This is a genomic window from Thermotomaculum hydrothermale, from assembly GCF_016592575.1.
GTDB classification, from domain to species: Bacteria; Acidobacteriota; Holophagae; order Thermotomaculales; family Thermotomaculaceae; genus Thermotomaculum; species Thermotomaculum hydrothermale.
This window is the reverse complement of record NZ_AP017470.1, coordinates 1203001-1219292: the sequence shown is the minus strand read 5'-3', so window position 1 is coordinate 1219292 and position 16292 is coordinate 1203001. Positions and strand designations below refer to the sequence as shown.

General features: G+C 36.1%; 10 protein-coding genes, 1 tRNA gene, 1 pseudogene and 1 riboswitch. Of the genes and pseudogenes, 8 read left to right on the top strand and 4 right to left on the bottom strand.

Features of this window, described 5'->3' with window-relative positions; all coding sequences use genetic code 11:
* Positions 1-2: 2 nt before the first annotated feature.
* The 6 genes and pseudogenes from TTHT_RS05585 (at position 3) to TTHT_RS05560 (ending at position 6194) form a co-directional block, all read left to right on the top strand.
* Complete coding sequence (locus TTHT_RS05585) at positions 3-1271, top strand: bifunctional phosphopantothenoylcysteine decarboxylase/phosphopantothenate synthase (protein WP_201326995.1); 1269 nt, start codon at positions 3-5, stop codon at positions 1269-1271.
* Positions 1264-1986, top strand: a complete 723-nt coding sequence (locus TTHT_RS05580) for a uracil-DNA glycosylase (RefSeq protein WP_201326994.1) — start codon at positions 1264-1266, stop codon at positions 1984-1986. The genes TTHT_RS05585 and TTHT_RS05580 overlap by 8 nt, the downstream gene beginning before the upstream one ends.
* The gene (locus TTHT_RS05575; protein ID WP_201326993.1) at positions 1973-2593 is read left to right on the top strand and encodes an IMPACT family protein; all 621 of its coding nucleotides are present in this window, start codon (positions 1973-1975) and stop codon (positions 2591-2593) included. Before TTHT_RS05580 ends, TTHT_RS05575 begins: the two co-directional genes overlap by 14 nt.
* Positions 2580-3326: pseudogene (gene map / locus TTHT_RS05570) on the top strand (type I methionyl aminopeptidase); the annotation flags it as partial. The gene TTHT_RS05575 and the pseudogene map, both read left to right, overlap by 14 nt.
* A 155-nt stretch (positions 3327-3481) precedes the next feature.
* Positions 3482-6061, top strand: a complete 2580-nt coding sequence (gene acnB, locus TTHT_RS05565; protein ID WP_201326992.1) for a bifunctional aconitate hydratase 2/2-methylisocitrate dehydratase — start codon at positions 3482-3484, stop codon at positions 6059-6061.
* Positions 6062-6118: 57 nt separating this feature from the next.
* A tRNA-Lys gene (locus TTHT_RS05560) sits at positions 6119-6194 on the top strand.
* A 135-nt stretch (positions 6195-6329) separates the two neighbouring features.
* Here the strand turns inward: TTHT_RS05560 and TTHT_RS05555 are convergent.
* Positions 6330-6935 (bottom strand): ankyrin repeat domain-containing protein, encoded by a 606-nt coding sequence (locus tag TTHT_RS05555; protein ID WP_201326991.1) that lies wholly within the window; start codon positions 6933-6935, stop codon positions 6330-6332.
* Between the two features lie 201 nt (positions 6936-7136).
* Positions 7137-11639 (bottom strand): SBBP repeat-containing protein, encoded by a 4503-nt coding sequence (locus TTHT_RS05550; RefSeq protein WP_201326990.1) that lies wholly within the window; start codon positions 11637-11639, stop codon positions 7137-7139.
* Between the two features lie 268 nt (positions 11640-11907).
* Positions 11908-11967, top strand: a riboswitch (Fluoride riboswitch).
* Positions 11968-11983: 16 nt separating this feature from the next.
* Between TTHT_RS05550 and TTHT_RS05545 the strand changes: the two genes are divergently transcribed.
* A complete protein-coding gene (locus TTHT_RS05545) occupies positions 11984-13783 on the top strand; it encodes a dynamin family protein (protein ID WP_201326989.1) in 1800 nt (599 codons plus the stop codon).
* Here the strand turns inward: TTHT_RS05545 and TTHT_RS05540 are convergent.
* Complete coding sequence (locus tag TTHT_RS05540) at positions 13780-13983, bottom strand: hypothetical protein (RefSeq protein ID WP_201326988.1); 204 nt, start codon at positions 13981-13983, stop codon at positions 13780-13782. The two genes, TTHT_RS05545 and TTHT_RS05540, sit on opposite strands and share 4 nt — an antisense overlap.
* A 108-nt stretch (positions 13984-14091) precedes the next feature.
* On the opposite strand from TTHT_RS05540, the gene TTHT_RS05535 reads away from it, so the two are divergent.
* A complete protein-coding gene (locus TTHT_RS05535; RefSeq protein ID WP_201326987.1) occupies positions 14092-15537 on the top strand; it encodes an SLC13 family permease in 1446 nt (481 codons plus the stop codon).
* Here TTHT_RS05535 and TTHT_RS05530 read toward each other — a convergent pair.
* Positions 15530-16291: a sulfite exporter TauE/SafE family protein gene (locus TTHT_RS05530; RefSeq protein WP_201326986.1), complete on the bottom strand. Its 762-nt coding sequence runs from the start codon at positions 16289-16291 to the stop codon at positions 15530-15532. The two genes, TTHT_RS05535 and TTHT_RS05530, sit on opposite strands and share 8 nt — an antisense overlap.
* Between the last annotated feature and the right edge of the window lies 1 nt (position 16292).

Here is a 16292-nt window from a genome sequence, read left to right as displayed (position 1 = left end):
TAATGAAACTTATAGATTATCAAGCAGGCATTCTAATAGGGGTATCAAGCGGAATTGCCTGCTACAAATCTATAGAAGTTATAAGGGAATTACAGAAAAGAGGCTATAAAAATATTGAAACGGTGTTAACAAAAAACACCGTTAATTTTTTATCCCCGAATCTTTTTGAAGCAATAACTGGAAATAAGCCTTACATTGATGTCTTTGAAGAGGGAAGGCTTCTCTCTCACATTAAGGCTGTTGAGGATAAAAAGGTTTTTGCTATAGTTCCTGCAACTGCAAACATTATAGGAAAACTTGCAAATGGAATTGCAGACGATTTTTTAACAACCTGTTACCTTGCATTTAAAGGTAAAACATTGATTTTCCCCTCAATGAATGTAAATATGCTTGAACACCCTGTAACAGAGAGAAATCTTTTAAGGTTGCAGCAGGATGGTTGCTTTGTTGTTGAGCCTGATTCAGGTTACCTTGCCTGCGGATACAGCGGAAAGGGAAGATTGCCTTCAATTGAAATAATTGCCGATTACATTGAGTTATTCGCAAATTTAAAAGGCAAAAGTATATTTAATCAACCTGTGCAGATTAAAATGTTTGAGAATGAAGAGCCGGCACCAGAACCTATAGACCCCCTTGCAGGGAAAAAGGTTTTAATTACTTCAGGGGGAACAGTTGAGCCGATTGATTCTGTTAGAGTTATTACAAACCGTTCAAGCGGTACAATGGGCAGGCAGCTGGCAAAGGTTTTTTCAATTTTAGGGGCTGATGTCACAGTTATTACAGGAAATCATTCTGTTAGATACCCTGTTTATGCAAAGGTTGTTGAGGTTAAAACTGTTGAAGAGATGTACAGAGAGGTTGCAATTAGATTTGAGGAATCAGACATTGTTGTTATGGCTGCTGCAATTTCAGATTTTAAAGTAAAAAATTATTCGTCCAACAAAATAAAGAAAAAACAAAGTTTAACACTTGAACTTGAAAAGACAATTGATATTTTAGAAACTTTAGGGAAAACAAAAAAACACCAGATTCTTGTTGGTTTTGCGGCAGAAACTAACGATTTGCTTGAAAATGCTAAAGACAAATTGAAAAGGAAAAATGCAGACTTGATTGTTGCGAACAAGGTTGGGGAAAATTCAGGCTTTGGTGACAGAAAGTTAGATGGATATTTTGTTTTTAAAGATGGAAGAGCTGAAGAGTTTTCTTTGACAAAAACAGAAACTGCTGAAAAGATTGGTGAAATAGTTATAAAGGAATTTTTTAATGGATAATGAGATTATTGAATACCTTAAGTTTTTAAAAGATATAGGAATTGATGAAATCCCAAGAGTAAAGCTAACCGTCTCAAAGCCTGTAAATACAGAGAAAAAAAGCGTTGAAGAGGTTTTAAAACAGATGGCTAAAGAGGTTGCAAACTGCAAAGCCTGTCCCCTTTCTCAGAAGAGGCAAAACAGCGTGCTGGGAGAGGGCAATCCCCATACAGACTTAATGTTTATTGGCGAAGGGCCTGGTGCAGATGAAGACAGGCAGGGCAGGCCGTTTGTTGGAAGGGCAGGGCAACTGTTAACAAAGATTATCAACGCAATGGGGCTTGAAAGAAGCGATGTTTATATCTCAAATGTTGTAAAGTGCAGGCCGCCGTTTAACAGAGACCCTGAACCTGAAGAGATTGCAGCCTGCTGGCATTTTATTGAAAAGCAAATTGAATTGATAAAGCCAAAGGTAATATGCACTTTAGGAAGGATTTCAACAAAGACAATTCTAATGACGACAGAATCAATTTCAAGGTTAAGGGGAAGGTTTGGGGAGTACAAAGGAATTAAGGTAATGCCAACCTTTCACCCATCATACCTTTTAAGAAACCCATCAGCAAAAAAACAGGTCTGGGAAGATATGCAAAAGATTATGCATTACCTTGCTGAACATTCAGAAACTTTAGGGGAAAAGATTAAGAAAAAGTTAGAAGAGTACAATGGAAAAAATTAAAGTTCCTGTTGAAGAAAAAAAAGAATCTCTAACGATAAAAGGTTCAAAGTTTATTTCAACTATAATTCCTGTAAAAACAAGGGATGAGGCTGAAAGTACTCTTGAAAAAATAAGAAAGCATTACTATGATGCAACCCATAACTGTTTTGCATACAGGATTTACCCTGATATTGAAAGGTATTCTGATGATGGAGAGCCTTCCAACACAGCAGGTAAGCCAATAATGTCTGCTATTAAAGGAGAAGAAATGTACAATACCCTTGTTGTTGTAACAAGGTATTTTGGGGGAACAAAGTTGGGAGTTGGGGGGCTTATAAAGGCATACACCGAAAGTGCTAAAAAGGTTCTTCAATCTGTAAAAACCGTTTACCTTGAAAATATAAAAACAGTAAATGTTGAGGTAAACTTCAACGAGGTAAATTATGTTTACCACCTTACGAGGCTTGAGAGTGTAAAAATTAGCGGAGAGGAATACTCCAACAATGGAGTTTCCTTTACAATAAGGTTAAAAGCAGATATGCTTGAAGTGTTAAAGGAAAATTTAAGGGAGAAATTAAACAGAATCCCTGAAATTATTGAACTGGAGGAAAGACTTGATACGCTTTAAAACAAAAGAAGAAATAGACATAATGAGGGAATCAGGCAGATTAACCGCAATGGTATTTGCCTATTTAAAAAACTATGTTGAACCTGGAATAACAACAAGGGAATTAGATAGAATTGCGGAAGACTTTATCAGAAAGAACGGGGCTGTACCTTCCTTTAAAGGTTACAGAGGCTACAGGCACACTTTATGCACCTCTGTAAACAATCAGGTTGTGCACGGTATTCCTTCAAAGTATAAGTTGAAAAAGGGAGACATTATTTCAATTGATGTTGGAGTATTCAAAAACGGTTTTCACGGAGATGCAACAAGAACATTTGTTGTTGGTGGAAAAACCTCAAAAGAGGCTTTAAGGCTTGTTAGAACTGTGTACAAATCAATGCTTCTTGGAATAGAGCAAGCAAAACCAGGGAAAAAGTTAGGGGATATTGGCCACGCAATTCAATCATTTGCTGAAAAAATGGGATATTCGGTTGTAAGGGAATATATTGGTCACGGAGTTGGCAGGCAATTGCACGAAGACCCAGAGGTTTTACATTACGGAAGGCCAAACACTGGAATTAAACTTGAGCCTGGAATGGTTATTACAATTGAGCCTATTTTAAATCAGGGGGCAAGGTTTTGCAGAACATTAAAAGATGGCTGGACTGTTGTTACTGCTGACAAGAAACTATCAGCACAATTTGAAAATACAATTGCAATACTTGATGACGGAAATGAGGTTTTAACAAGGCTTGAGGACAACTCAGACATCCCTGATTGCGTAAAAGATATAACGATAGATACTTTTATAGAATAACTGAAGTCTTTGACAGCCTAAATTTCTTTATAAATTAATATCCATACTGTATAATCAAAAAGTACACTATTTATTAGTTTCTGGGAGGGAATATGTTAGAAGAATATTTAAAACATGCTAAAGAGCGTGAAGAAATGGGAATACCCCCGTTGCCTTTAAATCCTGCACAGGTTGAAGAGTTAACAAAACTTCTTGAAAACCCGGGGGATAATGATACAGCTTTTTTAAAAGACTTGATTACAAACAGGGTTGCCCCAGGTGTTGACCCTGCAGCAAAGGTTAAAGCGGAGTGGCTTTACAGGGTTGCAAAGGGAGAGGTTTCATCACCTGTTATCTCAAAGGAAGAGGCTGTAAGGCTTTTAGGTACAATGCTTGGCGGGTACAATGTTCAGCCTTTGATTGATTTGTTGAATAATGACGAACTTGGAGATGCTGCAGCTGACGCTTTAAAACACACAATACTTGTTTACGCTGCCTTTGATAAGGTTGCAGAGCTTTCAAAATCGAATGATAGGGCAAAATCTGTTATTGAATCCTGGGCAAATGCAGAGTGGTTTTTAGAAAAAGAGGCATTGCCAAAGGAGATAAAGGTAAAGATTTACAAGGTTGATGGAGAGATAAACACAGACGATTTTTCACCTGCAAAGCATGCGTGGAGCAGGCCAGACATTCCATTGCACGCTCTCTCAATGGGGGAGACAAGATTTCCTGATGGAATTGAGACAATAAACAAATTCAGAGAAGAGGGATACAAGGTTGCTTTTGTTGGTGATGTTGTTGGTACAGGTTCTTCAAGAAAGTCTGCAACAAACTCTCTTATGTGGTGGATTGGGGATGATATTCCCTATGTACCAAACAAAAGGAGAGCAGGTATTGTTATAGGTGGGCTCATAGCTCCCATTTTCTTCAATACATGGGAAGACTCCGGCGGTTTGCCGATTATGTGTGATGTTTCAAACCTCAAAACTGGAGATGTTGTAATAATTGATACTGAAAAGGGAGAGATAAGAACAGAAGACGGAAAGGTTCTTACAACATTTGAATTAAAACCAAAAACAATAAAAGACGAATTTAGAGCAGGCGGAAGACTTTCTCTCATTATAGGGAAAGATTTAACAGAAAAGGCAAGGATGTTTTTAGGGTTGGGAGAGTCTGAAATCTTTATAAAACTTGATAACCCAAAACCAAAAGAAGGGCAAGGATATACACTTGCACAAAAGATTGTTGGAAAGGCTTGTGGAATTGACGGAGCTCTTCCAGGTGGCTACTATCAGCCTAAAATGGCAACCGTAGGCTCACAGGATACAACAGGTTTAATGACAGCTGACGAATTAAAAGAGCTTGCCTGTCTTGAATTTCAATGTGGGTTATTTATGCAGTCGTTCTGCCACACAGCTGCTTATCCAAAGCCTGCTGATGTTAAAATGCATCAGAATTTACCTGAATTTATTGTTGAAAGAAAGGGTGTTTCACTGCTTCCCGGTGACGGTGTAATCCACACCTGGGTTAACAGGCTTGGGTTACCAGATACAGTTGGTACAGGTGGTGACTCACATACAAGATTTCCAATGGGAATATCCTTTCCTGCAGGAAGTGGTCTTGTTGCCTTTGCTGGTGCATTAGGGTTTATGCCACTTGATATGCCAGAATCTGTTCTTGTTAAGTTTAAAGGAGAATTAAATCCTGGAATTACCTTGAGGGATGTTGTTAACGCAATTCCTTATTATGCAATAAAGCAGGGCTTGTTAACAGTTGAAAAGAAGAATAAGAAAAACATATTCAACGGAAGAATTCTTGAAATGGAAGGCTTGCCAAATTTAACAGTTGAGCAGGCTTTTGAATTGACAGATGCTTCAGCAGAGAGAAGTGCCGCTGCGGCAACAATTAAGCTTTCAGAAGAAAGTGTAATTAATTACCTTAAATCAAATATAGCTTTAATGAAAAAGATGATTGAAGCAGGTTATCAGGATGCTGATACATTAAAGAGAAGGATTGAAGAGGCTGAAAAATGGCTTGAAAACCCTGTTCTCCTTGAAAGGGATGAAAACGCAGAGTATGCAGCAGTAATAGAAATTGACCTTGCCGACATAAAAGAGCCTATTGTTGCATGCCCAAATGACCCTGATGATGTTAAGCTTTTAAGCGAAGTTGCTGGAGATAAGGTTGACGAGGTATTCATAGGCTCATGTATGACAAATATAGGCCATTACAGGGCAGCAGGCCACATCTGGAAGGGAGAGCCTTATATTACCCACACAAGGGTATGGCTTGCACCTCCATCAAAAATGGATAAGGCACAGCTTATGAAAGAAGGCTATTACTCAATATTCTCAGCTGTTGGTGCAAGAACTGAAATTCCAGGTTGCTCTTTGTGCATGGGTAACCAGGCAAGGGTTGCACCAAAATCAACTGTTTTCTCAACATCAACGAGGAACTTTGACAATAGAATGGGAGATGGTGCAAGGGTTTACTTAGGTTCTGCAGAGCTTGCAGCAGTTACAGCACTTTTAGGCAAATTGCCTCAGCCAGAGGAATACTTTGAATTCTTGAATAAAAAGGTTGTTCCTCACAGGGATGAAATTTACAGATACCTTGAATTCCACAAGATGGAAGATTTTACCCTTGACTATGTTGAAGTTGCGTGCGAAATGTATCTAAAAATGAAAAGATAATTCTTGACTTTTTGGCCAAGCCGTTGTAAATTATTACACGGCTTGACCGCTTTCGGTGGGGTATTAGCTCAGTTGGTAGAGCAACTGACTCTTAATCAGTGGGTCGGGGGTTCGAATCCCTCATACCCCACCATTTTTTTATGCCTCAAATTAAAATCCCAGAAAAACCTGTTTTAAACTAAAATAACCGAAAATGTTAATTATCGTCAAGATTGTAATTTGGTAAAAGATTATATCGGGTTATTTGCTGAAGGGATTTAGGGTGGTTTTATTTTTGTTTCACAGCTTCTAAAATTTTTTCAATCAAATCTGTTAATCCCTTTTCTTTTGCATAATCAAGGGCTGTTTTGCCTTTTTTATCCGCTGAGTAAATATCTGCTCCGTGTGAAACAAGTATAAGTGCAATTTCTTTATGTCCCTCTTCAACTGCAAAGTGAAGAGGAGTCCAGTAAACACTTGAATTAAGGTTGGTTTTAGAGTTTACATCTGTTCCCTTTGATATCAGAAACTCTACCATTTCTTGATTCCCGTACAAAGCGGAATAGTGCAATGGTGTAAAGCCATCCTCATCCTTTACATCTACTTTAACACCTTTTGATAACAGATAATCTGCTATCTTTACACAATTTCCCCTTGCTGCAAAGTGAAGAGGGGTACGTCCCCCTCTCCATCCACCTATTGTTTTTGCATTTATATTTGCACCTTTTGAAATAAGGAATTTTGCAATCTCAAAATGGCACTCTTCAGCAGCAATATGCAGGGGAGTGAATGCGGTTTCAGTTTTCTCGTTTACATTAGCACCTTTATTTATGAGTAATTTAACGGCTTCCAAGTCTCCATTTTTTACAGCTTCAAAAATGAGTTTTCTATCCATAATAATAAACTCTTTTAAAATCTTTTTTATTCTAAAATAATTGGCTAACTTGTCAAGGTAATGTTAATTTTTTTGTGACATCCAGTATTAAATTTTTAAGAATGTCTGTATAAAAATTCTTAATTCCTTTTTTTCTCTTACCTGTTTTGTTAAAAAAGGCGGCCTTTTTCAGGCCGCCTGAATTATGCAAGTTGATTACTTTTACTCTCTTCCAACGAGGGAAAACATAAATGTTCTGTCTAAATCTCCACTAACCGATATCGCAATTACTGATATTGTTGATTTGTAATAGATATAGTCAGTTGATTCAATTTCAACATCTGCAAATAAGTCTTTTACAACTGACTTATACCTTGCCATTGATTGTAATTCAATCTGTTTTGTGTCTTTTACAATACCATCCTTGCTTATTAGACTTATATCAACAGTTGCTGTTTCATTGGATGGATTGGTTATTGCTATCCCGTTCCAGTAATTGTCTCCGGTTATAAGCTCAGGTAAGTACCCTTCTGTCGTTGCAAGGGATGGTAATGCAAATCCACATATCCCGTTTGCAACTGTACCGTATATTTCCATTCCAATTATGTCTTTGTCTGAACGGATTATTCCCCATTCTGCACTGCCATTAGCCTCTCCAAATAAATCACTTGCCAATGCTTTAAGTTTTGTATTTGCCTCAATTGTCATTGGGATTGACGCAACCTGTTCTCCATCTTTGGTGTACAGGTCTACAACAATGTTTGCATCCTCATCATTTGGGTTTACTATGGCAAATCCTGTCCAGAAAATGTCTGTTTCTTCTGGAATATGCGGGATAAATAGTGTTCTACTTCCTGATGATTGTAGTTCTATTGCCGCACCGTCTGTTTCATTGTGCTGGAATACCTCAAATCCTCCTAAAGGTTGTGTGTCTTCAAATGGATTATTCTGAATAGATTCAACTGTACCCCAGGTTTTTGCTTCATTTACATCATCTCCCAATAAATCTTCGAGGTTTATTAGTTGTGAGAATACAGGAATGTTGTAAGTGTTTTCATTTTCTCCAACCTTAACTTTAACATCTGTTGATTCAAGTGATGATATAAACATAGAGGTATCCCAGTAATCTGTCTCTTCAGCAACATGCGGGATAAATAATTTATCACTCATCTGCGGTAACAAATAGGATGTCATCTGACCTGTTGCTGTCATAACCTTTGAATAGGCTATAAAGTAACTATCGCTTTCAATTTTTGCCTGATTATAATCAGTGTATCCGTTAGAGTTTGGATTGAGAGAGAATTTTTCACCTGGTGCAATGGTGTAACGATAGGTTAGTACATTGTTCCCATTAGCATCAAAGTATTTAATACTTATATGTGATTTTTCGTTGGTAAGGTTTAGAATGCTTGTTACAATATTATGGATATTAATGTCTTTTGAAGAGTTTGCTGATTTGCCAATAGAAACTACTGGTAATGGCATAACAAGATTAAAGTGTTGTGGATTTTCTACAACTATGGTTGTATCTTCGTTGGTGAAATCTTTTAAAACCACGGAAGCCGATTCTCCCTCATCATCAATTACAGTTACAGAAATATGGTAAGTATCAGGTTTTACAAACATGTAATTGCATAATCCATCAAAGGTTACAACTGTGTCTGAAAAATCATCCCCATCAATGTGCCAGATGTATCTTACAATAGCTCCGCCATCCGGATCGTAAGCATTACAGGTAAAATTAACCTTTAATGGTAATTGCCCTCTTAAACTTTGAGCTTTTGCACTTGTAATTGTTGGAGGCAATGTGTCAGTGAATACTGCATGAATTTTATGGTCAGAATGTACATTATAGAAAGTATAGGTTTGAACTCTTCCAACAGAGTGTCCATCAACAGTTACATCTTCAATAAAATTTCCACTATCGGGAGTGATTGTAAAAGTAACATCATCTCCATAATTTACTGTTATATCACCACTAGGGTTTATTGTCCCACCTGTTCCTGCTGTTGCTGTTATTGAGTATGTAATCTGACTATTTGCTTCAAATTGGGCCTCTATTGTGTGGTTTGATGTTACATTTTGGAAGGTATAAGTTGATACTGCCCCTACACTTGAACCATCAACCAACACATCCTTTATGTGGTAACCACTATTTGCACTAATTGTAAAGGTTATATTTCTTCTTTCGTTTACTATTACATTTCCGCTTGGGTTTATTGTCCCACCTGTTCCCGCTGTTGCTGTTATTGAGTATGTAATCTGACTATTTGCTTCAAATTGGGCCTCTATTGTGTGGTTTGATGTTACATTTTGGAAGGTATAAGTTGATACTGCCCCTACACTTGAACCATCAACCAACACATCTTTTATGTGGTAACCACTATTTGCACTAATTGTGAAGCTTATATCCACTCCTTCGTTTACTGTTACATTTCCGCTTGGGTTTATTGTTCCACCTGTTCCCGCTGTTGCTGTTATTGAGTATGTGATCTGACTATTTGCTTCAAATTGGGCCTCTATTGAGTGATTTGATGTTACACGCTGAAATGTATAGCTTGATACTGCCCCCACACTTGAACCATCAACTAATACATCCTTTATATGGTAACCACTATTTGCACTAATGGTGAAGGTTATGTCATCTCCTACATTTACTGTTACATTGCCACTTGGACTTATTGTCCCACCTGCACCTGCACTTGCACTTATTGTACATGTGTTTTTGTTGTTAAATTTTAATACAAAAGCCACATAACCATGTGGAATGTTAGAGTCATAGGTCCCCTGTGTTTTAGGAAAATCTGATGAATTTGTATATCCGCAAACATAAGCATTGTGAGATGAATCTATTATTATGGAGGTCGCACGATCAGACTTACTCCCACCTATGTATGTTGAATAAACTAAACTACTCCCATCATTGTTTAATTTAAATACAAATCCATCTTCATAACCATCGTTATAAGTTATTTGATAAGCATCTGTAGTTGTTGGAAAATCAGAGGATTGTGTATATCCGCAAACATAGGCATTGTGAGAAGAATCTACAGCTATGGAATTTGGTAATTCCCAATCACTTCCACCCACATAGGTTGAATAAACTAAATCACTTCCATCACTATTCAACTTAAATACAATTGCATCATAACTACCATTATTAGTTGTTTGATAAGCCCCTGTAGTTGTTGGGAAACCAGATAATGTTGCTCCACAAACATAAGTATTACCAGAAGAATCTAAACTTAAAGAGTATGCGAAATCACCATCAATTCCACCAACATAGGTTGAATAAACTAAACTGCTACCATCACTGCTTAATTTAAATACAAAAGCATCATAGCCACCGTTATTAGTTGTTTGATAAGCTCCTGTAGTTGTAGGGAAATCAGAGGATTGCGTAAAACCACAAACATAAGCATTGCCAGAAGAATCTAAACTTAAGGATGTTGCACGATCATTATCACTTCCACCAACATAGGTTGAATAAACTAAATCACTTCCATCACTATTCAACTTAAATACTAGTGCATCATAATCCCCATTATTACTTGTTTGATAAGCATTTGAAGTTGTGGGAAAATCAGATGATCCTATATATCCGCAAACATAAACATTGCCAGAAAAATCTATGGCAATGCTCTCTGCATAGTCAGCACCGCTTCCACCAACATAGGTTGAATAAATTAAGTCGCTTCCGTTACTATTAAGTTTAAATACGAATGTGTCATAATATCCATCGCTAAAAGTTGTTTGATAAGCGCCTGTAGTTGTTGGGAAATTAGATGATTCTGTGTATCCGCAAACATATATATTACCAGAGGAATCTATTGTTATGGAATTTTTACGCTCACCATCCCACTCTCTATCTCCTCCAACATAGGTACTCCATTCTAATACAGGATCAATTATCAATTTATAATTGGGATTATAGTTCCCTAATTCAAATGTATATCTCCCGTTTGATAGAATTTTGAAGGATACTTTTACATCAACCCTTTTCCCGTCTATCTCCTGATAGGCTAATGGTTTTCCTATGTATAACTTGCCTCCGTCTAATTCTGCTATTAAGTTTCCTTCTTCTGTTAGTTCTAAATCTTCAGCACCTGTTATCATTATAATGTTATCCGGGTTAGCATTTGGATTTAAAATCACCCTGTATTCTAATTTATCCATATAGCCTATGTATTCAACATCTATCCCGTCCCATACATTTTCATATACAAGTTTTCTATATGTTGGGATGTTTCTCTGCCAGTTTTCTTTTTCCCCTATTAAGAAGTTTACTTTTGCTTTTGTTTTTTCTTCTAATTCTGGAGTTATTGATTTTGATTTTCCTTTGTTTTTTCCTTCAAAGCCTAACCCTATTACTATTAATTTAGCATCTTTTCCTCTTTCATTTTCTATTTGGTCTATTGGCATTTTGCTATTTTTTTTGTTTGTTCTTCGTCTTTCAATTTCTTTTGGGTTTTTTGGCACTGTTATTCCTATAAATGCACCTTTAGGGGTAAAGAGTATTCTTCCCTTTTTTGTCTGCACAAAGGCTGTTACCTCATTGTTGTCTATTATCTTTTTACCCCCTTTTACTTTTGATCTGTTAGGAATAAAGTATGATGGCGCAAGTTTCAATGTTTTTGAAAGTTTTATCTCTTGTTTGTTAGTTGTATTAGAGTTTGCATTATGATTTATGAGATTTGATTTTCCAAATGTGTCAAATCTTTTCATTTTCTCCTGTGCCTGTGACAAATTAATTGACATACAAAAACCAAGTAATAATAAAAAAATAAAAATACTTTTTGATTTCGCATTAAATTTCACCCCCAAAATTTTGTTTCAAAATTAATATTAAAAAATATAAAATGTTGTTTCAATAAAAATTTTTAATTCCCAATTTATGAACTCAAGTAAACATTTTGAACTGCATGATTCTCTTATATGTTAATTGATTTTTCGTTTTACTATTTATTATTTTTTCTTGATTTTTGTTATAATTAAAAAAAATGGGGATGGGGTCCCCCTTAAAGCGCCTGAGGCTGATGACTCCTGCCTGCTAATTTCAGGAGGTAGATATGGTTAATTCTCATTCTCCGTCCCCTAAAATTTGCGATTGCTTAGCCTTTATTGAAAAATCAAAATCAGTTATAGGAAACCTGAAAGGTGATTTTTTTGAAAATGAGTTAAAGAAACTTACTCTGCTTGAAGAAAGGTTTTCAGAGGGGAGGCTTAACCTTGCTGTTTTAGGCCAGTTTAAGAGAGGTAAGAGCACTCTTTTAAATGCGCTGTTAGGTGTTGATGTACTTCCCTCTGCTGTTGTGCCTTTGACAGCAATACCCACCTTCCTGAAAAGCGGGAAAAACCTGTCGGCAAAGATTGTTTTTAATTCAGAAAGGAAACCTGAAATTTTTGAGGTTGAAAATATATCTCAATTAAGGGTTTTTGTTGGCCAATTTGTTACTGAGGAAAACAATCCTGAGAATGAGAAAAATGTTCTTGAGGTTGAAATTAAAATTCCGGATAATCCACTTTTAAAAAACAGAGTAGTTTTAATTGATACTCCAGGGATAGGTTCAACCTATAAGCATAACACTGAGGCAACCTTGAATTTTCTGCCCCAGTGTGATGCCGCCCTTTTTGTCGTCTCTTCAGACCCGCCTATTACAGAGGTTGAACTTGATTTTTTAAAAAAGGTTAAAGAAAAGGTTCCAAGGTTGTTTTTTGTTTTAAACAAAATTGATTACCTTGATGAAGATGAGAGGGGAGAAGTTTTAGATTTTTTGAAAAAAAACCTTGAAAAGGCCGGGATTGATGGCAATTTAAAGGTTTTCCCTGTGTCTGCAAAGCAGGCTTTAAAGGGGAAATTAAAAAATGATGAAAATTTGTTAATCTCAAGTAATATTCAGGAAATAGAGGAACACCTTGTTGGCTTTCTTGCAAAAGAGAAGTCAGAGGCTCTTTCAAAGGCTATTGCATTGAAGGTTTTGCATTCATTAAATGAAGTGCTTTTAAATGTTGATATTGAATTAAAATCTCTCTTAATGCCAATTGATGTGCTTGAAGAAAAGCTTACTTTGTTTGAGAGAAAGATTGATGAGTTAAAGTATGAAAAACAGGCTGCTTTTGATTTGCTAAAAGGTGATAACAACAGGCTTCATCAGTTTTTAGAGGAGTATTCATCAGAGTTAAGGGAAAAGTCTGAGGAATACCTTGAAGGGGTTATGGACGAGGTAATTGCTTCAAGTAATAAAGAGAAGATTGATGAGATTGAGATTAGAAATAAGCTTGCAGAGGTTATTCCTGTTTTTTTTGAAAAGAAAATGGGAGAAACAACAGAACTTTTTGAAAAAAAGGTTAGTGATTTACTTAACAGGCATAAGGAGAGAGCAAACAGTCTTATAATTTCAATTAAAAACATTGCAGCTGAATTGTTTGATGTCTCTTATTCAAAGTTGCAGGAAGACAGGCTTTTTGAATTAACCCATGAGCCCTATTGGGTTACCCACAAGTGGAATACCACCTTTAATCCTATTCCCCCTGCTGTTGTTGATAAGGTTATGCCTTTAAAGGTGAGAAATAGAAGGATTGTAAAGAGAATTAAAGAGCAGATTCATTCCCTTGTTATTTCAAATATTGAAAATATTAGATGGTCTATTTATCAGAGCATAGATAAAAGTTTTAGAACCTTTGAACGGACACTTGAAGAGAAATTTGATACCACATTAAAGTCAACTTACGGGGCTGTAAAACTTGCAATGAAAAAGAGAGTTGAGCAGAAGGAGAAGGTTGAAAAAGACATTGAAAACCTTGAGTTGATTAAACAACGATTAAACGGTTTGATAGATGAATTAAATTTATTTTTAAAAAGTGGTTAAAAATCTAATAAAAATGGTGCTATCGCTAAAACAATATCACCGACTATTTCAATTACTATATTTGAAAAAAAGTAAGGCCAGAATGTAAGAACTGCTCCGAAAATAATAAAGTTCCATCTTTCTGATTTTTTCCCGTAAATAAAGTATGCCATCCCTAATACGCTAAAAATAAGGTTAATGGTTATTTTTACTGGGTCCATATATCCCTCCTTTTTTCTTTAATTATAACTTATTAAATAAAATTTTGAGTAACCTGTTCTAATGTTTTAAAATCATATTAAGTGAAAACTAAATTAAAGGTGGTAGCCATGAGTAGATTTAAGTGGATTGCTATTGCGTTTATAGGCTTCCTTTTGATAATACTATTCCCAATACAGGGATTGAATTTTAATCAAAAGGCTGTTTTAGCAACAACCTTTGCAATGGCTATTTTATGGTTAAGTGATGCTATCCCAATGGGTGCAACTTCACTTTTGCCCCTTGCACTGTTTCCCCTGTTAGGGGTATTAAGTGCTTCAGAGGTTGCAAAGCCCTATGCCCATAGGCTTATTTTCCTGTTTTTAGGCGGGTTAATTATTGCCCAGGCTATTCAAAAGTGGGGGTTGCATAAGAGAATTGCAGTGAATATTGTGGATTTTTTAGGGGCAAATCCAAATACCATTATTTTGGGATTTATGGTTGCGACAGCGTTTCTTTCAATGTGGATGTCAAATACTGCAACAACATTGATGATGATGCCAATAGGTCTTGCCCTTATTCAGAGTTTTTCCGAGAAAATGAAAGATAGTCTTGATTTTTTAAATTTTTCAAAAACATTGATGTTGAGTATTGCCTTTGCAGCATCAATAGGGGGTGTTGCAACTTTGGTGGGGACACCACCGAACCTTGTTTTTGCGGGGATGTATAATAAACTCTTTGGTGCTCAAATTTCCTTTGCAAGGTGGATGGAAATAGGCTTGCCGATAAGTTTGTTCTTGCTTGCTTTTGCATGGGTTTATATGGTTTTCTTTTGCTTCCCCTTTAAAGGTTTACCAAAAGAGAATATGAAAAAAATTATTGATATTGAAAAAGAGTCTCTGAGTAAAATGAGTTTTGAGGAAAAGATAGTTCTTGTTATTTTTGCTTTAACCGCAATTGGCTGGATAACAAGGGCAGGCTTTAATTTTGGTTCTTTTAAGATAAGGGGGTGGGTTTCATTCTTCCCTTATGGAAAATATATAAAAGATTCAACAGTGGCGATGTTTTTTGCAACATTAATGTTTTTTCTCCCTGCAAAGGAAAAGGGCAAAGCTATAATTGATTTTTCAGATGTGGTAAAGATTCCATGGGAGGTTTTATTCCTTTTTGGTGGTGGATTTGCACTGGCAGAGTCTTTCAAAGCAACTGAATTGACACACTGGGTTGGGCATAAGTTTGCATTTATAACTCATTTGCATCCATTGGTGCTTGTTTTTCTTGTGATTTTAGTTTTAGGCACTTTAACTCAATTTACATCAAATACGGCAACAACAACGATTATGCTTCCAATTCTTGCAGGTATTGCTCAAACGGCAAATATAGATCCTTTGATTCTGCTTATCCCGGCAACATTAGGTGCATCTTTTGCCTTTGTTCTCCCTGTTGCCACTCCACCTAATGCAATTGTAATGGGAAGTGGGGTTATTTCTGTTAAGGATATGGCTAAAGCAGGGATTTGGCTTCAGGTTTTTGCAACAATTTTTGTTACAATTTACTGTTATTTCTTTCTTATGTAAGGTTTTTGATTACAAGTATTAGACCGTTAATCAGTAAAACGGCGGCGGTTATTTTTTTAAATTTGGTTTCAGAAAATGTTAGGTGAATTTTATTGCCAAGGTAAAGCCCTAACATTACAAATGGAAATGTAAAAATTGCAGTTAATAGTATTTTAATGTTGTACAAGCCTAAAAATGTGTAAATTACTGTTCTTAATATACTCATTGAAAAGAAAATTGAGAGAATTGTTGCCCTGAATTCACTTTTATTTAATTTTAATCCCTTTAAAAAAATTATTATCGGTGGGCCTGATATTCCGTACACTCCCCCTAAAATCCCTGTAATAAATGAGAGTATCTTACCTGCAAATCCGTTTTTTTTAAAACTGAATGCTAATTTTTTCTCAAAAAACAGAAAGTACAGGGCAATAATAGAGATTGTTATTCCAAGGTAAATAACAAGTTTTTCTGGAACAGCGTTTTTTAACAAATAAGAGCCAATTAAAAGCCCTGCAAAGAGGAATAGAACAAACTTTTTAACAAATGAAAAATCTATTGTTTTTCTATTTTTGTAAACAATTGCAATTTCGGTGGGTATGCAAAGCAGGAGAAAATAGGGGATTATTTGAGATAAATCTCCAAAAACAAGTGATAAAAGGGTTATAGATACCATTGCAGAGCCAAACCCCAGTGCTGCGTAAATTACCTGTCCCAGGAAAATAATAATTCCTGCGATTAGGAAAACCTGAAAGGAGTTGAAAATTAGATATTCCATT